Source organism: Neobacillus rhizosphaerae (assembly GCF_937468385.1).
Classification (GTDB): domain Bacteria; phylum Bacillota; class Bacilli; order Bacillales; family Cytobacillaceae; genus Neobacillus; species Neobacillus rhizosphaerae.
On record NZ_CALBWS010000047.1, the window covers coordinates 1 to 20,999 of the forward strand.

13 protein-coding genes and 1 pseudogene are annotated in these 20,999 nt (G+C 39.8%); 5 read left to right on the top strand and 9 right to left on the bottom strand.

Annotated elements, in window-relative coordinates; translation table 11 throughout:
* Positions 1–340: 340 nt before the first annotated feature.
* From M5A78_RS23045 to M5A78_RS23055, 3 genes are all read right to left on the bottom strand, one after another.
* Positions 341–8,425 (bottom strand): GH36-type glycosyl hydrolase domain-containing protein, encoded by an 8,085-nt coding sequence (locus M5A78_RS23045; RefSeq protein ID WP_248737628.1) that lies wholly within the window; start codon positions 8,423–8,425, stop codon positions 341–343.
* Positions 8,426–9,430: 1,005 nt separating this feature from the next.
* Positions 9,431–9,895, bottom strand: a complete 465-nt coding sequence (locus tag M5A78_RS23050; RefSeq protein ID WP_248737629.1) for a phage tail protein — start codon at positions 9,893–9,895, stop codon at positions 9,431–9,433.
* A 22-nt stretch (positions 9,896–9,917) separates the two neighbouring features.
* On the bottom strand, positions 9,918–10,397 hold the full coding sequence (locus tag M5A78_RS23055) for a GyrI-like domain-containing protein (RefSeq protein ID WP_248737630.1): 480 nt from the start codon (positions 10,395–10,397) through the stop codon (positions 9,918–9,920).
* Between the two features lie 110 nt (positions 10,398–10,507).
* Here M5A78_RS23055 and M5A78_RS23060 point away from each other — a divergent pair, with 110 nt between their 5' ends.
* The 3 genes from M5A78_RS23060 (at position 10,508) to M5A78_RS23070 (ending at position 14,573) form a co-directional block, all read left to right on the top strand.
* Positions 10,508–11,470, top strand: coding sequence for a helix-turn-helix transcriptional regulator (locus tag M5A78_RS23060; RefSeq protein ID WP_248737631.1), 963 nt, complete (start codon positions 10,508–10,510; stop codon positions 11,468–11,470).
* 338 nt (positions 11,471–11,808) lie between these two features.
* A complete protein-coding gene (locus tag M5A78_RS23065; RefSeq protein ID WP_248737632.1) occupies positions 11,809–12,387 on the top strand; it encodes a TMEM175 family protein in 579 nt (192 codons plus the stop codon).
* An 851-nt stretch (positions 12,388–13,238) separates the two neighbouring features.
* Entirely contained in the window at positions 13,239–14,573 is a 1,335-nt protein-coding gene (locus M5A78_RS23070) for a cytochrome c3 family protein (RefSeq protein WP_248737633.1), read from the top strand.
* A gap of 234 nt (positions 14,574–14,807) precedes the next feature.
* Here the strand turns inward: M5A78_RS23070 and M5A78_RS23075 are convergent.
* Both M5A78_RS23075 and M5A78_RS23080 read right to left on the bottom strand, forming a co-directional pair.
* Positions 14,808–15,184 (bottom strand): annotated as a pseudogene (locus M5A78_RS23075) (VOC family protein).
* A 97-nt stretch (positions 15,185–15,281) separates the two neighbouring features.
* Positions 15,282–15,755, bottom strand: a complete 474-nt coding sequence (locus M5A78_RS23080; RefSeq protein WP_248737634.1) for a MarR family winged helix-turn-helix transcriptional regulator — start codon at positions 15,753–15,755, stop codon at positions 15,282–15,284.
* Between the two features lie 147 nt (positions 15,756–15,902).
* Between M5A78_RS23080 and M5A78_RS23085 the strand changes: the two genes are divergently transcribed.
* Positions 15,903–16,487 carry a DUF3238 domain-containing protein gene (locus tag M5A78_RS23085; RefSeq protein ID WP_248737635.1) on the top strand — a complete coding sequence of 195 codons (585 nt, stop codon included), beginning with the start codon at positions 15,903–15,905 and terminating at the stop codon, positions 16,485–16,487.
* A gap of 152 nt (positions 16,488–16,639) precedes the next feature.
* On the top strand, positions 16,640–17,266 hold the full coding sequence (locus M5A78_RS23090) for an FMN-dependent NADH-azoreductase (protein ID WP_248737636.1): 627 nt from the start codon (positions 16,640–16,642) through the stop codon (positions 17,264–17,266).
* Positions 17,267–17,533: 267 nt separating this feature from the next.
* Here M5A78_RS23090 and M5A78_RS23095 read toward each other — a convergent pair whose 3' ends face one another.
* The 4 genes from M5A78_RS23095 to M5A78_RS23110 form a co-directional block, all read right to left on the bottom strand.
* Positions 17,534–18,004 (bottom strand): hypothetical protein, encoded by a 471-nt coding sequence (locus tag M5A78_RS23095; protein WP_248737637.1) that lies wholly within the window; start codon positions 18,002–18,004, stop codon positions 17,534–17,536.
* A 743-nt stretch (positions 18,005–18,747) separates the two neighbouring features.
* Positions 18,748–20,016, bottom strand: coding sequence for an FtsW/RodA/SpoVE family cell cycle protein (locus tag M5A78_RS23100; protein WP_248737638.1), 1,269 nt, complete (start codon positions 20,014–20,016; stop codon positions 18,748–18,750).
* A gap of 7 nt (positions 20,017–20,023) precedes the next feature.
* The gene (locus M5A78_RS23105) at positions 20,024–20,431 is read right to left on the bottom strand and encodes a PadR family transcriptional regulator (protein ID WP_248737639.1); all 408 of its coding nucleotides are present in this window, start codon (positions 20,429–20,431) and stop codon (positions 20,024–20,026) included.
* 3 nt (positions 20,432–20,434) lie between these two features.
* Complete coding sequence (locus tag M5A78_RS23110) at positions 20,435–20,968, bottom strand: sigma-70 family RNA polymerase sigma factor (RefSeq protein ID WP_248737640.1); 534 nt, start codon at positions 20,966–20,968, stop codon at positions 20,435–20,437.
* Positions 20,969–20,999 lie beyond the last annotated feature (31 nt).

The following is a 20,999-nucleotide window of genomic DNA, read 5'->3' on the forward strand; positions in this document are numbered from 1 at the left end:
CTATTGGTTACCACGCTCTCCCTTTTTTCACCGTTTCGGTCGTCAATAACCCCTATTGGCTACCGCTCTCTCGCTTTTTTTACCGTTTCGGTCGCCAATGACCTCTATTAGCTACCGCTCTCTCGCTTTTTTTACCGTTTCGGTCGCCAATGACCTCTATTGGCTACCACGCTCTCCCTTTTTTCACCGTTTCGGTAGCCAATGACCTCTATTGGCTACCAGCCTCTCCCTTTTTTCACCGTTTCGGTAGCCAATGACCTCTATTGGCGAAAATCCCCTCTTCTTTTGTTTGGTATAAAGCAAAAAGAACACCATCATCCTTTGGCTTTCACCTTTGCCACTATCCAACAGTACTAGAAGCGTGCAAACCGAGATGAACAACAACTTGGTGGTCTTGACCGTCATCAACAAGCTGCAGGTAAGACTGATTCACGAATTCCTTGCCGTCAACCACCCATTTTATTGGAACCCCGTGTTCTTGTTTGCAAAAGATCTCAAACGAATAGGTTGTCTTTCCATAACGGTAGTCAACTGTGAACGATTTCCATTCAGAAGGAACACAAGGTTGAATATATATCTTGTTTTCTTGAAGCTTGAGTCCCAATACATACTCCAATCCTGCCTGGTACATCCAGCCCGAGGCTCCCGTATACCAAGACCATCCGCCTCTACCTTGATGCGGATTTGCCGTGTACACATCCGCTGACATCACATATGGCTCATTTTCATATATTTGCACGTCGCGAAAGCTTTGGGTGTGTGTGATTGGATTGAGCATTGAAAAAAGCTCAAATGCTTTATCATTCCGCTCTAACATGGCCCAAGCGACAATTCCCCAAATGACACCATGTGTATACTGTCCGCCATTCTCGCGAATTCCCGGAGGATAGCCCTGAATGTAACCTGGACTAGGTTTAGTCACATCAAATGGTTTTGTCAATAACCGGGCAAGCTTCAAATCGCGATCGACTAGTTCACGGTCAAACGAAGCCATTGCCCGCAACTGTCGATCGGCAGAAGTTCCTTGCGAGATGGTAGCCCATGATTGAGCGATAGCATCGATCCGACACTCCTTGTTCCTACTCGACCCAATCCATGTCCCCGTATCGGTAAATGCTCGGCGAAACCAAGCACCGTCCCATGCATGATGGTTTAGGTGTTCCACCAATTCATGCGATACTTTTTCAAACTGTGCAATGGAATCGGGAGGAATGACACCATTGTGAAATCTCGAAAACCGTTTAAGAATATCAAGTAAGAACCACCCTAGCCAGACGCTCTCGCCACGCCCTTTAGCACCGATTCGACTCATGCCATCATTCCAGTCGCCAATTCCCATCAACGGGATTCCATGTTCACCAAACTTCAAAGCATGGTGAAGGGCCCGCAGGCAATGCTCTAAAACTGAACCCCATTCGTCAGATACAACAGTATCTTCGTACCGCTCCAATTCACCTTCTTGCAGGACTTCGCTAGAAAGAAAGGGAATTTTCTCGTTGAGGACATCATCATCACCCGTCTGTTCTATATAACGAGATACAGTGTAAGGAAGCCACAATAAATCATCTGAAAATTTTGTTCTTATTCCTTTATGCGTTTCTTCATGCCACCAATGTTGGACATCCCCCTCCTGATATTGATGGGCAGCATTAATGAGTATCTGCTTTCTTGTAATGGAAGGGTCTGCATGTAAGAACGCTAGCGAATCCTGGAGCTGGTCGCGGAAACCAAATGCCCCTCCAGCTTGATAAAAGGCAGTGCGGGCCCACAATCGACAAGAAAGTGTTTGATATAATAGCCAACCGTTCATCATGATATCCATTGCCCGATCTGGTGTCTTTACCTGCACCTGTCCAAGTAGGCGTTCCCAATAACGCGTCACACTCGAAAACGCATCCTCGTAGGCAGATGGTTGACCATACTTTCTAATCAGCGAATGTACTTCTTCTTTTGAAGACGCACAGCCAAGCAGGATGGTAACGGTTACCTCTTCTTCTGGAGGTAGTTCGACCACAGTCTGAATCGCTCCACAAGTATTCGAAAATGTCCCTGTCCGCTTCGACAATTTTTCTGCTAAAAGTGCTGAAGGGCATTCCAATGTCCCACCATGACCAATAAATTCTTGCCGGTCACATGTCCAAGAAAACGTCTGTTCCGATGTTTTCTTCTTATGATCAGGCATTGAAAAGTGTAAAAAGCTGATTGCTTTACGAAAGGTCTCTTGGTACGTATTACGGGCGAGTATAGCTTTATCATCCTGATCCCACTCAGAAACAATGTACGGAGCCTGTGCTTCTCTCAACACCCCAATAACCCACTCAACGTAATAGGTAATGGAAATTCGCTTTAATGCTTTGCTTTTATTGTGAAGACGAAGCTGGATTAGTTTTAGTGGATCATTCAGTGGAACAGTCGTCTCCATCGAATGCACGATATCTCCGTCTAGAAGTTCAAACCGGCTAAATCCCTTCCCATGAGTAACCTTGTAAGTACGCCCATTACCTGCTGGTTTTGCCGTGGCTGACCAGATTTGATTCGTATCGAGGTCGCTTAAATAAAGGCACTCGCCAGGTTGGTCAAGGACAGGATCATTCGTCCAAGGTGTCAGTTTACACTCTCGAGAGTTACGCCACCAACTATACCCAGTGCCAAAATCCGTGAGTAAGCATCCGAAGTGTGGATTTGCTAGAACATTACTCCATGGCTTCGGCAGGTAATTCCCTTCTTGAACATGTAGTTGATATTCCCGACCATTTTCAACGAAACCGCCCCAACCATTGAAAAATTCTCGCTCTGCCGAAATACGAACTGGTTCATCATTACGCTGAAAGGTTTGCTTTGACACAGGCTGTTCTTGTAAAGGTCTTACCTCTCCATCATCCAATCGCAATTGGGCAGGCAAACTAGGACCTCCAGCCCGAAGTAAAACACGCGCCACTGCATAGAGGAGATTGCGTTCATTCTCTTGGAGCTGAGACTCCTTTAAACCTACAATTCGCTTCATTTCTCCAATTCCCCGCGATGCTAACTGATCACGTAAACGATTCATCAGCTGGTCCTGATAGCCACCAACTGTCACATCCAGTACCACAAGATCGATTTCCAGTCCTTGGGTACATAAATATTGATGTTGGCGTGCTAAAAGAATAACGAACGGTAAATCGGCTAAGTTGCTGACAGTCACCATTACGATTGGCACATCTCCACTAATTCCATGTGACCATAAGGCAGACTGACCTAATGTATTTTGGGCGATTGCCTCCCGACGCACATCCGAGAGCGGTGGAGTATAAAGGAGCCGCCCCGCCAATAGGTGTGCCTCAGTTGCCTGTTTTGCCGTTAAATGCAGGTGCCTGAGGTCGATTTGCGAACGTACCCAGGCTAAATGAAACGTATTCGCTACTTGCTGCGGTTCCCGTAATTGATTCATCGTATCCAGCACTTTTTCCCGACTTTCTGCGATACCCGTCACAAAATATACCGTGGCTGATTCCCTTGGTCCCAATTGAAGGCGGCGTCTCATCACAAACGCTGGATCCGCTACCGAACCAGTTGATCCATGTAGCCGTGAATACATCGCCTTTGGAGCTTTAAGTGAATAACCACGTCCTATAAATTTTGCTCGATCTGTCTCAAATTCGTAATCTCCTGCTTCGGTACCATCCACATAAACAGTGTGAACACACCATGTCTCGGACTCATCATCTTCTCGCGCACGTCTCTTTGCCAATAAGCATTCTGACTGGTCATCGTGGCTTGTCTCGATAAATAACTTGCTGAATGCTGGGTGAGCACGGTCTGCCGATGGGCTTGCAAGCGCTATTTCTAGAAATGAGGTTACTTCTAGTATTCGCTCCTCGTCGCTGTTATTGACTAATTGAAGCCGCCGAACCTCTGCGTCACTATCTGGAGATATAGTTAATTCAAGTTTAGCTGAGATGTCACGATAATTCCCTTCAAAGGTCGTTTTATCGAGACGGAACACCGTTTTTGTGTCTTCATCTCCCTGACAAGGAAATCTTGTAATGCTCCAAAGATCTTCAGAAAGGACATCCTGAATGTAAATAATTGGGCCTGACGTATCCATAACTGGATCTTCTTGCCATCTTGTGACAGCAAGTCCATTCCATGTAAGCATCCCTGTTCCATCACTCGTGTTTATACTGGTCAGGCGATGATTTGACACTATGTTTACTTCTGGAACAATGGTCGGTTTCGTATAGGTCCGCTCCATATTGTCCAACTGAGCATCAAAATCAGTGAAATTCGAATGGAACCCGATTGGCTCTTCAATTAACGCCGCCTTACTAGGGATGCGCTCTTGTAAAAGCAAGTCTGCTGAACATACCCGTGCATCCTCATGAAAGCGTTTGACCATGATTTCATCCGCCAATAAATTGATAAGGGTTAGCATGCTCATACCTTGATGGTGAGCCATGTAACTCTGAACAACTTGATATCGCCTGCCTTTTGGTAGTCTTACTGTTGTAAAATCAACCGCTTCATAAAAACCAAATTCGCCTTTCGCATCATAGTCTTCAAACTTTTTCAAGGCGGTGAGACCAGCTTGACCAGCATAAGGTAGTGCCATGATTGTCGCATACGGGGCAATGACTAAATTCTGCTCCAAACCACGATCAAGTCCCAGTCCTGGAACACCAAAAGCCCGATATTGGTAGTTCAATTGATAATCGAACGCATAATAGCCGCTTTCTGAAATCCCAAATGGGACCTGATATTTATCCGTATATTCCTGCTGCCGATGAACAACACCCTGATAAGTAGAATCCCAGATTGTGTTCCGGTAGGTCCGCATAATCAGACTTGGCATCAAATACTCAAACATCGTGCCCGACCAAGATAACAATGTCTTGCATTTTCTTGAAATGGTCATCGTCCGGCCTAAAGTAAACCAATGAGAAACCGGAATTTGCCCCAAGGCGATAGCGACAAAACTCGCTTGTCGTGCTTCTGAAGCCAGCAAATCATAAAGAGTGGTATCTTTTTGGTTTGAGTCAACATGATAACCAAGACAGAATAAGCGCTCATCTGGGTTATACAGCGACTGAAAATCAGTTTGTTCAATAAGTTGGTCGATATCTTCTGTCAAGTGGTCAATATCGGACTTATAAGCCTCCTCGCGCTGTCCCCATTCAAGCAGGCCTTGTCGTACAACCATAAGGTAGGCAACAAAGTTTCCGGAATCAACCGTGGAAACGTATTTAGGAAAAAGAGGATCCGATGAACGTGTATCATACCAGTTCAATAAATGCCCATTCCATTTTTCCATCCGTTCAAGTGTCACCATTGTTGATTTGATCCGTTTAATCATTGTAGCTGTATCGATGAAATCCAGATCTCGAGCAGCAACGACACTTGCTAAATAAAGTCCAATATTGGTCGGTGATGTACGATGGGCAATAATCTCCTTTGGATGATACTGGACATTGTCGGGCGGCAGCCACGATTCTTCTTCCGTCACATAGCGTGCATAAAAGGACCAGATTTTAAAGGCCAATTCTTTCAGTTCTGAACGTGCTTCCTTCACCCAAGTGCGATTATCAACTATTTTTGGCCGGTTCAATTGCTGGATGACCGGCCGGGCAATTAGCCAAATGCAAAGCGCCACAACACCTATCATACGGTCAAAAAAGCCATCTGAAAGCCATGCAAGGACTGCAAACAAGGAAATAATCAGATAACCTAGTGGTGCAAACATCAGAACTGGCCCTTTTTTGGAATGGTGATCCGCCTGGGCAAAGGTAATCCACTCTAGTAAATTGCGTCGACTAACGAATAAGCGGTAAAGCGTTCGTAGAATAGCGTCTAAAGAAAGCACAGCAGAAAAAGGAAGGATCATTAGCTGGATACCACTTTGGATAAAACTCACGCCAAGGGTACGGCTTAAGTGCCGGCCAAGGAGCGATGATAAGACAGCACGTAGAAATGGAAGGAAAATCGTTAATACCACAATGGTTTCCCACACCCAGCTCCGGCTGGGAAGCGTGTATAGTCCTAGAATGGCAACGATTAACAGGGCTGGTGCCAGCAGGCTGCGCCGTAAATTATCAATGATTTGCCAACGGGTCAGCCCATCCAAATCCACCCTTCTTTTCTCACCATAACGATCTTGGCATTGCACACCCAACCATTTAATCAGCTGCCAATCCCCGCGAATCCAGCGGTGAGAACGATTTTGGTAAGAATAAAATGTACTTGGATGTGACTCCACCACTTCAATGTCAGAAGTCAAGCCAGTGCGCAGGAGGCCCCCTTCAAGTAAATCATGACTAAGAACATGCTGATCTGGTATTCGGTTCACCAGAATCTTTCGAAATACGTCCACGTCAAAGATGCCTTTACCGACAAAGATACCCTGCCCAAATAAATCCTGATAGGCATTCGAGACCGCAAAAGCATAAGGATCAATCCCCGGTTCTCCAGCCCATAAGGCCGCAAAACGTGAATTTTGTGTTGACTCAAAACTCACGCCAATTCTAGGCTGAAGGATACCAAACCCTTCCACCACTCGTGTCCCTGCCTTATTAAGACGCGGTCGGTTGTATGGAAAATGAATCGTACCAGCCAGGCGGCTAACGACGCCAATAGGAAGCTGTGTATCATGATCGCTTGTAAAAACATATCGAATGTTCTTCAGCACGTCTGTTTGCCCATATATCGTGGAATAACTAGTTTGCTCACTCCCAGAAAGAAGCTCGACGAATTCAACAAGTTTGCCACGTTTGCGTTCCCAGCCCATATAAATTTGGTCAACTTTATTGTAAAGACGAGATCTGTGAAATAAGAAAAATTTATCGGTCCCGAACTTCTTATTTAAAGCATCTATTTGTTCGATTGCATGTGCGATTATTCTTTCATCGGATGACAATGATTCGGTCGATGCATCCAAAAAGTCTGCCAGTATCCCAAAATGGATGTTCTGTTGACGATTTGCATGATAGTGAACTAAAAGCCTTTTGACCACATCATCCACTTCTTCAACACTCGACCAAATAATCGGCATAACGACCATCGTTCGAGCCTCTTCGGGTAGCCTTTCTGAAAAATCAAAACGAAGTAACGGGGTAGGTCGGCAGCATTTACAGATAACTTCATGAACAATGGTGATAACCCATTCACTGACAGGAAACATTAGGGCTGCAACAATAGCAAGCCAAGAAATAGGACGAACGGCCAATCCAGATGTTACCCATCCCCCAGCCAACAGCAACAACGCAACAAACAATAAAATAAGGCTAGATAAATAAACAAGCGACGGCTGGCGTCGAATGGCAAGCTGTGGCAGAACGCGCGGACGAGCTATCTTGCTGAGTTCTGTACGTAAGTCCTTGATGCCGTGAGGATCGAGCAAATAATAGGCAAGATAGGACTTTCGAGATAATACCTCTACTTGATCTAAGTCTCCATGTTGCGGCTTAGCTAGGCGTATCGCAGTTTGGGCAACTAACGTTTCTGGGACCTTCAGTTGCTGTGCAATGGTGGTAACACGCCCCCTAAGTAAGTCACTGCTTGCCAAATCTAGCCGTTTATACTCACGATCAGTTTGGAGGATTTTTTCCAAATAAGAAATTCTTGTGAACGTCAACCGCCATGGGAGACGCTCTAAAATGTGCAGACTTTGGACTAAGTTGCCACAGGTCACTTGTAGTTCTGCTTGAAGTTGATGTTCTAGCGAAACCATTTGCTCCAGACTCGATTCATTATTCTCTACATGTGCTCGAAGCCAGTCGTGAACAATCTGAATATTGGGCTCCCATTCAGTTAAATGTTTGACGAAATGGACGATCTCGATGGGTCCCAATGCTTTTTTACGCGTTTCTTGTTCCAATAAAGTACGTATTTTAGTGTCAGACAAATTCTTTGCCTCTATCTGATCTAACAAGGAAGTAATCGAATGGCATACCTCATGTCGATGGCGAATCTCACGCATCAATACCGCCAACCGTTGAATGAGGATCACTCTTATTGCACTAGGTAACGCCCAACATTCCACATCCTTAAGGACAGAAACTTCCTGATACGAGGAAAGATAACATTCGAACGAGTTTGTGTCATAGCGTCCATCCACATGCTCAAGATAATCGTTGCACATGGCGTATATTCGCGGCATACCGGTAAATCGTAATTTGGGCAATTGTCTAAGTGTAGCTCGGGGAAGTTCGCGAAGAACCACTTTTGCTTGTGTTTCGATAAAGTTTATGTGATCAAGTAGCCAATCTTCCGCCGGTTGTTTACACCCTACTATGGTGTTGCCTAATTGCTCGGCGAATTCGTGCAGGCTAGACACATCCGATCGAAATGCAGGCCAATATCGTGCAGTCAGCTTGTTGGTTGTATTCAATTCATTTGTTAGGGCGAACTCATGTGCCCTAGCTCTTAGTTGGTCATTGTTTAAAATCATCATGTCCCCCTCTTAAGTACCCTTAAGAAAATATCCCCTAGGAGGCTCGTTTTCATACCTATTGTTTTTTTAAAAAACAATAAAAAAGACAGATTCTGGAGTGAACCTGCCTTTCATTTCTTTCTTTAAACTTGCATTATATCGTGGTGGAATTTTAGGCTCTTCTTTCCTAGATTGTTGCTTTTATTGAAATCTAAGGATGATCTGACAATTACTCTTCGATTCGCTGATATATTATAAAAAGTCGCTGATAAAAACAACAAACTCGCTGATAAATCCTAAATGTCGCTGATAAAAACAACAAACTCGCTGATATATCCTAAATGTCGCTGATAATCTAAATATCGAAAGATCTTTTAGAGAAAAATTGGAGGAATTTGCTTTTAAAATCATGAAACGAATAAATATTTTCATCCGAATCAAAGGAATTAGGCCGATTTAGTAAGAAAAGCAACAGTATTTGGCGAAAACAGCCAAATTTTATAAGCACTTGTGATTTTTCATAATATGATGGGATTTAATACAATCTTTGAATTAATTTTCTTTAATCGAACTTTTAACAGTTTAGAATAAACTTTGGTGAACCATATCATAAGTAAATGAGGTTTTTGCGAAAAAAGTAACAGCACCCTCTAATTTGATGGAAAGGTGCTGTTTTGTTATTATATAAGAATTTATAAGTTTGGGCTTTGAGAAATGTCTAGCTCCAGCGCCCTAGCGGCTAGTGTCCTTCGCTCTCCGCCCTACGATAAGTCAACATCGGTCGCTACGCTCACCGTGTTTCCTTTATCTCAGTTGGAGCGCTCCAGGCCATACGCCGCTGACCAGGGCGCTTGCGCTTTTCTTATTTGAATGCCTAGATGAACATTTGTTGCATGAATGGTTTTTTTTGCTCTTGCGATGAATTTATTTTTTTTTGCTCAATCAGTATTTTCTTATCCAAATGACGAAAAAGAATGACCAAATACAAAAAATGGCTGAATTCCTCCACTTGCGCTTTTGCTTACTTTAATATTCTCTTTTAATTACAAAATACGAGCCCCGAATTGTTCCAGCTAGTTTAGACTTCTGCCTAGCAAACTTAAACTTCTCTTCTAACTCCTTTGGTACCTCCATCCCCTCAGAAAGCTTAAAACCAACAGCCCGTTTCTTATGGTCATCAACCGTATACATGACGTTAACCACAAGACCATCCTCATAAATGACGTAGGCAAATTTGATATTTTCCACTTGAAAACGCGACGTTTCTAAAGGTTTGGCCGCAAACTCAATATCACGTTCTTCTTTCAAAATTCGGTTCACATAATCAAAGGTCTCCTGGCTTTCGCTAGCTGGTACAACCGTAAATTCATGCTTGTATTTGTTCATAAAGTAACGGGCTTCATTAGCTCGTAAACCAGCAAGCGCTTCTACTACAGGTGAAGACTCTAAACCAACCGTAGACACATTTTTAAAATCAACGATATAGGACAATTCCATCCCTCCTTTTATCTCTTTATTTCCTAACAACAGGAATCCACATTTCACCAAATACTAAGCCGTTTCGCTGCCCCATCTCAACCGTTGCATTTGGCCCACCAACATAGGCAAAATTCTTTGCTTCTGGCAAGACTTGACCAAAGGCAATGCCAGCAAGCTTATTACTCAACTCATCAGCCGTCTTCCCTTCCCCTTTAACAACTAGGTATTCCCCCTTCGGAAATTGGATAACTCTGGATTCTTCTGGTACCGATGCCTCTGTCATGACGCCAGCATAATGCATCATCTTGTTATTCACCGCTTCGTTCACGGCAAAAATGTAGTCATTTGTGGCTATGGCTTTTAAAATGTCAAGCATTCCATCTTGTTTGACGGCCCACCAAAAGTCTGCCTTTTCCTTGTTTATGCCAGCAAAGTCTGTGTAATCGCTCTTAAGCTCAGTTCCAATACCTAAAACGGTAAAGCTCTCTTTTTCTTCTAGGGTATAATCTGCCATATTCAAACACTTCCTCTTTTTTAAATTAATCAAATGATTTGTCTTTTCACTTGATGAGTTTATAATAGCCTTAAATCATGTCAAAAAATGATACTGTTTAGGAGGTCCCGATGAATAAAGTTGAACGGATTAATATCATCATGCGGTATATCAACAACCGCGCCCACTTTACAATTTCTGAAATCATGCGAGAATTTAACATCTCTCGTTCGACAGCTATTAGAGATATCAGAGAAATTGAAGCCATGGGGATGCCACTTGTCGCTGAAGTTGGAAGGGATGGGGGTTATTTTGTCATGAACAACTCTGTCCTGCCCACTGTTCGCTTTACCGATAATGAGATTAAAGCTCTTTTTATTGCCTTTATGGCCACAAGAAATCAACAACTCCCTTATCTAAAGAGTCGTCAGTCTTTAGCTGAAAAATTACTAGGCCTCATCTCAGAAAACCAGCAAGATGACCTTGTTCTTTTAAATCAAATCTTGCTTTTTGAAGGGACCAACCCCAATAATCCCGACCTACTTGATCTGTCAGACCTACCCCATCCTATGTTAGAAAAACTCATCCAAATCCTTCTTTTGGATAGCTATTTATTGATTACCATCAAAGAAGAGAAGGTAATAAAGTCTTATTCAATTTATCTCTTGCACCTTTATCATGAAAAAGGCCTTTGGCTGATTGAAGGCTTTGACTTAAAGGATGAAAAGAGGCAGATTTTCCCTGTCGACAATCTCACCAATGTCAAACCATACCCTACCAAAAAAAGAATAAGTAAGAAAAAGATTTTAGAAAAACTAAGTAAGCAGGAAGAAGTAATTAACCTTGTCCTTGAACTTGGTCCAAAGGCGATTGCCCAGTTCAAAAAATACCATCCTTTAAAAGTTTCAATTTCCTATACGAATCCTTACCAAACCACAGCCATTCTAAAGACTTTTATCAATGTTAATAATCCCGAAGAATTGACCGAAATAACAAATTGGCTACTTTTCCTAGGTGGGGATATCAAGGTCAGGGAAGTGCCAGGAGAAGTCTTAGAAGGTTTACAAGAGAGATTATGCTTATTCTGCCCATAAGCAGTGCTAGTTAAAACCCAATAAATAAATGAGGTTTTTATTCAAGGCTGTCCGTGAAATGGGAAGATTATTTCCACTTTTTATTTGAGATTTTTATAATAAAAAAGTCCTTTTAATACATTACTTATATTTCAGCTTTCGCACCTGTAAAATAAGTGGTAATCGGTAGTTGTATTGAGTTCAGAGTCTATTCCTTCTGTTGCTTTGGATACCAATTACATTGAAATTGTAGTCTCGTGAATGGATGAAAATTGTTCTTGACTTTACGAAATAGATTCAGATATAACTAAAGAAAAAATAGTTAAAAAAACGAGAGGCGATAAATAGGAGATCTGAAAATGAAACCAAACCGAATGGAAGCGTTTAGCGATGGAGTTCTGGCGATTATCATTACGATCATGGTGCTAGAATTCAAAGTACCGGAAGGCCACGACTGGCATTCATTAATTGCACTTGGTCCGAAGATTCTCAGTTACATCTTCAGTTTCGTGTATGTCGGCATCTACTGGAACAACCATCATCATCTGCTACACATGATTCGAACAATGAATGGACGGCTGATGTGGCTCAACTTAATATTACTCTTCTGGTTATCCTTTGTTCCGTTCACGACCGCTTGGATGGGGGAAAGCCATTTTGCACCTGCGCCAATCGCGTTGTACGGCATCATTCTTCTGCTCTCTGCGACCTCTTACTGGCTGCTCCAGCTTGCGATCATTAGCCAACATTCCAGCGATTCCGCTTTTGTTACATCGATGGGCAATGACTTGAAGGTGAAAATATCTCCTTTCCTCTACTTGCTCGCCATATTGACCGCATATGTAAGTCCTTGGTTATCCGGTTTCTTTTACGTACTCGTTGCCGTAATCTGGGTCGTGCCGGAAAAGCGAATCGAGCATATCCTTAGAAACCAATAAGTAAGGTTCCTCTATTTTCGCGTTGTGGCGGGAGAAGAATAATCTTTTATGCGGAGCCATAGTCCTGAACAACTTTGGCATAAGCTTGATAATTCCCGCCGCGCCTTATGAACTCCTACTAATTAACGGCAGTAGGAACTTAAGTTGAATAGTACGAGGAAGTGCCTCCTGCAACAACTTCAGCTAGAAGTGGAGATTTGGATCAAGTTTAAAAGGTCATATACCATCCTATTAATTCCATCTTCGCGCTTTCCGTAATCCATGCATAACCTTGTACATGCTTATTCCCCCAATGAAGTCATTTCCTTGAATCTACCATAGTAAAGCCAATCATTAAAGCAATTAATAAATCCGTTACCAATTGTGTAAAACCTCCTCATTTAGATTAATCACTGTGAACAGTACCATAAGTAAATGATGAGTTAAAAATTCCAAAGCAAACCGGGAATTGTAATTTTATCTTTTAATTACTTTAAAAGATTATTAGAACAATATAAACCATAAATTGAAGTACCCTATTTAATTGTAGGGTATTTTGTATTTTAAAAATGCCCTAAGCATTTTAATATGGTTAGACGTTTTGGGTTGAACAGTAGAATATCCTATCAACCGATAAAACTGTTTTGAAACAAAGGAGTTGGTGATTGTGTCCTTTGAAATTATGAGAAATAAATAAGGAATCATTCCCTACTTTACGATTAAACTTTAGACCTAAATTTTAGGAAAAACAAGGGTTAACACCACCTTCTTATTGGAAATAGAAAAATATTAAAAATGTGACATTTTTTTGAAAATGTCTATATGGTAAGGACGATTCTGGTAAGATACTATCTGTAAGAGGGGGGATTACCTTGGCTTATTGGAAAAAGAAACAAGCTGTCGAGCCTGGACAAAATCCAGATTTAGGAGATCCAGAGACCACTAGTAGAGAAGAGAAAAAAGCAAAAAATCGGATTAAACGTTGGAGGCTACTTGTCCTTTCTTTAACGACATTTATTGCCGTGATTTGTTTTTTATATGGAGCGATTAGCTTTACCTCAACAACGTCCTTTTGTTCTTCTTGTCATGAAATGTCACCTGAACACGTTACCTTTCAGGCAAGTGCTCATAATCAAATCCAATGTATTCAATGCCATAATAAACCTGGAACAAGCAATTTGGTTGAAAATAAAGTAGAAATACTAAAAGAAGTGTATAACCACGTTGTTGGACCACCGGACCCGATTGTACCGAAGGTGGCAGTATCAAACGAGAACTGCGAACAGTGTCACTCGAGAAATCGCTTAGTCACCGCAACAGGAGATCTAAAAGTCAATCATAAAGGTCATATTAAAAAGGGAATTCCTTGTATCACCTGTCATAGCGGAATTGTCCATGCTAAGGTGGTCGAAAGGGGAATTAATGATTCCACTACATACTTTGCTTGGACAAAGAAAAACTCCAAAAAGCTGATGGATGAAAAATACGTAAAGCCAAACATGGGTACCTGTATTGATTGTCACAATCAAGTTAACCAGGGCAAAAAGCCATGGAAGGATATCACCTACAGTTTGCCGAAAATAAACCTTGGTAAGGAACAGAAAGAGAAGGTTGAAGAGGTCTTTAAGGAGACACCTGAAATGAAAGCAGGCGTATTTGCAAGGGAACTACCTGAAAATACTCAAAAGATCATTCTTGAAGCGATTGGCAAAGAGCAAACCGATGTCAAAATTTCAATGGAATGTTTCACTTGCCATCAAAAAATCAAGAAACCAAAAAATCATGAATATAATGGCTGGAGCAAACTACATGGGGAAACAGCTCGAAAAGACCTTAGTCGATGTCTAAACTGTCATCAAAACTCATTATGGATTAAAAACCAGGAAAAACAGGATATAAGAACGTTGTTAAATAAAAACCAAAAAGAGGTTACCCATAAAAAAGACTTACACACTTTGATTAGTGAATCTCGCAGTAATAGTTTCTGTAGCACCTGTCATGCGTATAGTCCAGCTAGTCACAAAGACCGCTACACATGGTTAACGGACACTCACAGATATAATTCTGCATCAAGTAAAGAAAGAGAAAAGTGTTTTGTCTGTCACGACAATAAAAAGCCAGAAGAAAACGGTAAAAACAACAATGCACCATCAGATGTTTATTGCGAATTCTGCCATAAAGGTGAGTTTCCAGGTGAACCATTTTAGTGCAAACATTCCAGATTTTATTGAGGATAACTTATAAAGAAATACGGGGTATCTTCAACTTCTACATAAACAAAAGAAACAAGGTAGAGACTTTATTCTCTACCTTGTTTCTTTATGAATGGCATGCTGCATCAATGTTTCAACTAGAAAGTGCATAAGATATGCTATATATAAAATAGGCTTATAAAAAACGAGGGAGGCCGTTCATATTAGACGGTCTCTCCATACTTTTCATTAAACTTGTACTTCACTCATTAAAGCATGAGTATTACCTTCCGTGTCTTTAAAAAACGTCATCCATGTTTCCGTTTCTCCCATTTTCGCTACGATATGTGGTTCATCGATAAAAGTAACCTCCTTACCTATTAAATTCTCATAAGTTTCTTTAATATTTTCAACTTGAAAATAAATGACTGAACTAGAATGAGCATATTCCTCTTTTTCAGGGAGGCTTAGGAGCAGACGTAGACCGTTACATTCAAAGAAGGCCATACTATCTGAATAAATAAAAGGGAAAGACCCAGTTTATCTTTATAAAAATGGATTGCTTTATCTAACTCTTTAACTGGTACCCCAATTTGTCCCACTTTTTGAATCATATTAGTATCCAAAAAACATTTCTCCCTTCAAATATCATTTCATCTTATTTAATACATTTTAAAATGAAGTTGCAGGTACGCTTAAAAGTCCCCTTAATAAGTTCAATTTTTACCAGACAGGTCTTAACCTCGATGATAATTTACCTGTATTTTCTTCGAAAACTAATTTTGATAAATCTTCTTTGAGCATTTGCATTCGTTCAGTACCTATGTTTTTACTCCAGCCTCCTTCAATCTCAGTTAGTATCTTCTCTTTTGCTTTTACTACTAACCAACCTCGTTCGGTCAAAACAATAATTTTTCCCCTTTTATCAGTAGGATGAGTTTGGCGCACAACATAACCACTTTTCTCAAGATAATCTACCATTTTACTTACAGCCTGCTTTGTAATTCCTAAATACTCAGCTAGTTCTATACCTGTTGCTCCGTTAGGTGTGATACATTTAAACATAAAACCATGTGCAGGTCTAATATCTCCAAACCCTAATTCCCTCAATCTGTCATGTAGTTCATCAATCAATGCACTAAAGGATAATGACAAAAGTGATGTAAGATCCAATTCATTAAATACTTGGTGATTCATACATAAACCTCCTTAAATAAAGTCAACTAAGTTGACTTTATTTGAATTCCATTGTACTATGCACTTTGTAGTCAATCAAGTTGACTATTTTACTTTTGTTATATAATGGGGTTCGCTAAAAAAATCAATTCTATATGGAGGTTCTATATGACTCACATGGTTAAAATTAGAGCAAGTGTATTTATTCCAGTGTCTTGGACTGAACCTAAGATGGACACCAAAACAGGAAATATAATCCAATTCGAAGGTGATTCACGTGAATTTACACCATATGCTGTAAACACTATGCGTTCCAGAGTTGAACAAGAAGTAGTTGTAGATTTTGATAAAAAAGAAATTTTCTCATACGCGAATACTGGAATAACAACAGAAAGAGTCACAAATCCAGATGGTTCCGTTAATAAAAGAACTGGAAAAGCAAGTACAGAAGGTATTTCGTGCACTAATATTGTATGGAGTTCTGATGACGTCAAGTTTCAAATGAGTGCAAGTGCTAGCAACCCATTAAATGTATATGCGCCCCCTGTTGACTACCTATTAACTGTACAGGTTAAAAAAGAAGGTAGTATCGATATTCAAGGAGAACATGATGGATTCCCTTGTTTTGAATTTTATAAGCAAGTAAATTTTGGTCCGTTTGAACAAATTTATACGCATGATTTTAGAGAAACTGGTGATACTCCGGAAGCTCTAGCTGGAGAAATGGAGTATAGTTTTAAAAAGATATTGTAAAGTTAATGTGTTACTAATTTAACATCTAGCTGACGAAATAACCTCTAGCATTTTTTCTAATTTGCTAACGGTATACTAAATAACTAAAATGGAATGCCTTTTTAGTGAGTAAATAGATAACAACTAAGAGTGAGTAACAGGAGGAAACGAGAATGACAACAGTTTTATTCGTAAAAGCAAACAATCGTCCAGCCAATCAAGCGGTTAGTGTGAAATTATATGAGGCTTTTTTAGCGAGCTACGAAGAATCACATCCAAATGATACAGTAGTAGAGCTTGATTTATACAATGAAGAATTACCATATGTAGGAGTAGATATGATTAACGGTACATTTAAGGCTAGCAGAGGACTTGATTTAACAGCAGTAGAAGAAAAAACAGTAGCTGTTGCTGATAAATATTTAGATCAATTCCTTGCAGCTGATAAAGTTGTATTTGCTTTCCCGTTATGGAATTTAACAATCCCAGCTGTACTACACACATATATTGATTACTTAAACCGCGCGGGCAAAACATTTAAATATACGCCAGAAGGTCCAGTAGGTCTTATTGGAAATAAGAAAATTGCATTATTAAACGCAAGTGGCGGTGTATATTCTAAAGGACCAGCAGCTGAAATAGAAATGGCTGTTAAATATGTAGCAAGTATGTTGAGCTTCTTCGGGGTAAAAGATTTAGAGAAAGTAGTGATTGAAGGTCACAACCAATTCCCTGATAAAGCAGAAGAAATTATTGCCGCAGGGCTTGAAAAAGCTGTTAAAGTAGCAAGTACGTTCTAATTTACAAAACACTTGTCACTCAATAAGGCAGTACCAACACTTTTATAGTGCCGGTACTGCTTTTTTATTCGCTTATCTTGCTACATTTGGGCAGTAAGCACCAATTGACGTGAGCTTTTCATTCTCAACTTATAAATTGAATTACACAACTTCAGTTTTTTCAAATCCTGAATTCTCTACTAAGAGACATTAAAGATTAAAACCTGGACTACCTAGAACAATAATTTAAGGGGGAAGGCAAAACCCCTTCCCCCTGTTCTTTATTAACTATTTTATTGCTTTTAAATGCTGAATGTGTATTCCTATATGTCCTATACCAAGTATGATAGAAGATGCAATTAGCCAAACAACTTTACCATAAATGCCTAATAATAAAAAAGCCGTGACAGGTAGACTCGCAAGAGGTACGGGAATCCCATAAAAACTACGATAAAAATTTTCTTCTGTATATTCATTAGTAAAATATCTAACCCAACAAATCTCATAAAGAATCATAAGTAAAAATGATGCTAGTAGCCAAAAACTCCATGCTGAAAAGGAAGCAATGTTAAAATCACTAAAAATCAATACGCTACACGAACAACATATTTGTCCAACACGTTCAAACAATAATAATATTTTGTTTTCTTGGGTATAGTCATAATCTATTGGCTGATTCTTACTCCAAATGATATTTGGAATAAATAACATCAATAAATATATCAGACCTATATATGAAAATCCTAAATGACCTAACATATAATACCTCCTGAAAAAACCACTATTTTTCTATCGGAAAAAAATTATTATTTCTTTGCTAATTTGTATATAATCTTTTCTTCGCAGTTTCTAACTAATGTGCATCTCTAGTATATTCATATAGGTAAATTATACCATTTAAAATGATTTATTTTACTATTCTTTTATTAAATATTCTTGTTATATTATTCTGCTTACATTAGTAAAAAAGCGTTCCTGCATATTGCAGAAACGCCCACTTTAGTTTAGGAATTTTTCAATTAAAATGGATATTTTTCACTATTAAGTTCTTTCATAACTAATGACTTCATCAAATTTCCACTCTCCGTCTTCTTTGATTAGTTTAAAGGTTTGAACCTCTGTAAATGCAGGATAATGAATTGAGGCAGGAATATGAATCTTTGCAGATACGATGGTACCTTTTTCGGTTCCCTCACTTTATCCATATGTGCTACCCTTTTTATTCTCCGTTTCTAGTATTGACCAAAAATTAGAAAAAGAGCACAAAGCTATGCTCTTTTTGATGTTTAGGTTTATTCCTTAATTCATGAATGGTCAGCAACTTTAAAATTAAAAATATTTCTTACTTCTTCTTCATTAGCTAACTCCCTTTTTGGAAGAATAAAGGCGCTAACTGAACTGTTATAAAGGTAGAAACATTGGTTCCTTCCTAACAATAAATCCTATTTTATCTTCATTAAATAGAATACTTTTTGTTCAATCACGGGGAAACTTCTCTACCACTAACAAAAACGAGTTGATATCAAATCCTTTCTGCGATAAACACTTAACACCATTCCGATTAGAAAGGAATTTAGTAAAACTGGCATCAACCCATAGCTAATAAATGGCAATGATATTGAAGTAAGTGGAAAAACCCCTAGTGCCATTCCGATGTTACTAGCCAGCTGAACACCATAAAGTGCTGTAGCACCAATCAGAAGAAGTTTAGCGAAACAATCATGGATCTTATTAGAGATGACAATAAATCTCACCATAATAAGTGAGAGTATGATGACCAGTGCTATTGCAAATAACCAGCCGTACATATAGGTTAAACTTACAAAAACAAAATCAGTATGTGCTGAAGGAATAAATTCCTTGTTCACCGGGTTACCAAACCAGCCAGCCTTTCCCATTAATTCCTTCACACGTAGTATAAGGTAACCTACTCCACTCGAATATTTTTCAGGGTTTAAGTAGACAAGAATTCTTTCTATTTGGAAAGTCTTCAGGAATTGAATCCCAATTACCATAAATAAACCAAACGTGATCCCCATAATTGCCAGTATTGTTTTACGGCTAAATCTACTCCACCAAAGCATCACAATTACCATGCAAGTATACATAAAGGTGTTGGCAATACTCGGAACACTGAAGAATAAGAGAAATGGAATGAAAAACAAAATAATAACTTGCCAAATTTTAAACCGCTCGTTACTAAAAAATGAAGCCCAACTTAGGAAAAAGAATGGTAAAGCCATTGAGCTTTCTAATGTAATAATGGACGGGATTCTAAGCAGCGGTACCCCATTAATCATCGTATTAGAAAAAAACCTGATGGCGAGTAAAAAGATAATCCCTAAGGAAAAAAACAACCATCCCCACGTTTTCCATTTTCGAAAATCGATTAACATTATTCCTACAGCTACAGTAGCACCAAGTAAAACTGTAACGCCCTTTACAATAGAAAAATGCCTAGTATCCTCCATGTACCCAAGCGAAACCAACGGTAAAAATCCAAGTCCTAATGTGGTAACCAATAGGATTATCATGAACCAATCAACCTTTGGCTTATGAAGCTTGTTCATCTGTTTGCCCAATTTGCTCGGGCTGCCCATTTGCTCAATAGCCTTTTCCTCGGCCTCTGCTTCCGGTAATCCCTTATCCATCCATAATTTCTTGGCTTCTTGTAAATGATAACCTAATTCATCAGCAACATATTTCTTGGCTTCCTTTGATTTTATTTGTTCTGTGACCTCATGTAAAAATAGATACTTTTTATTTGCCACGTTGGTCTCACCCCTCAAGCAATTCTTTAAAAGCAAATCGTTTTTTTGATTGTCGTTTTGCTGCTTTTTGCAAGATTTTTTTGCCTTTATCAGTAAGCCGATAAGATTTTACTTCCGATTCGTTCCAGGTTGCTTGGATACATTGGTTCTGTTCCAATCGATGGAGAAGAATATATAGAAATCCTTCGTTATCCTCGAATTTTTGAATTCCCCGCCCTCGTAAAAGTTTTGCTAATTCGAAGCCGGTTTTCTCATGGACAAGAAGTTGCAAGACAGCTAGTAAGATATCCTCTTCATTCTCGTACTGTTTATTGATTTTTTCACGAATGTCTTCTCTCTGCTGCTCGGTAAAATTCAACTGAGAAAAAGTAGTTCGATCCATCGATTTTTTAAAATTCTTTAAACGATCCTCCATGAATTATGCCTCCAATCGTTCTTTTAGCAGTTCTTTTGCGCGTTTCAATCTGGTTTTAACCGTGTTATCACCTGTATCAGTAAGTACTGCGATTTCCTTAACAGGCAATTCCTCATAATAAAACAGATAAATCACTTCACGATATTTAATCGGCAGCTTCATTATCGCAGCTATCAACTCATCATCCTCTTCTTTTTGAATCACTACCTGCTCAACCAATTCCTTCTTCGTTTTGCTGTTTGCTGGTTCTTCGTCCGTCATGATAACTTTCCTGTTATACCAGCTTTTCAGGTAGTCCTTGCAATGATTGATGGCAATTCTCCATAACCACGTCCTCAGCTTCGATTTTCCGCTGTATGTATGTAGAGATTTGTAACATTTAATAAAAATATCCTGGGTCAGGTCCTCAGCAAGCCCCTGATTTTTCACATAAGAATAAACAAGCTGCAAGATCTCCTGCCCGTATCTAGTCATAATTTCATCGATAAGAACTTCCTTATCTTCAGTTTCTATCACATCTGCTGTTAATTCTTCCACGTTTCTCCCCCTCCTTACTATCTTTTAGACG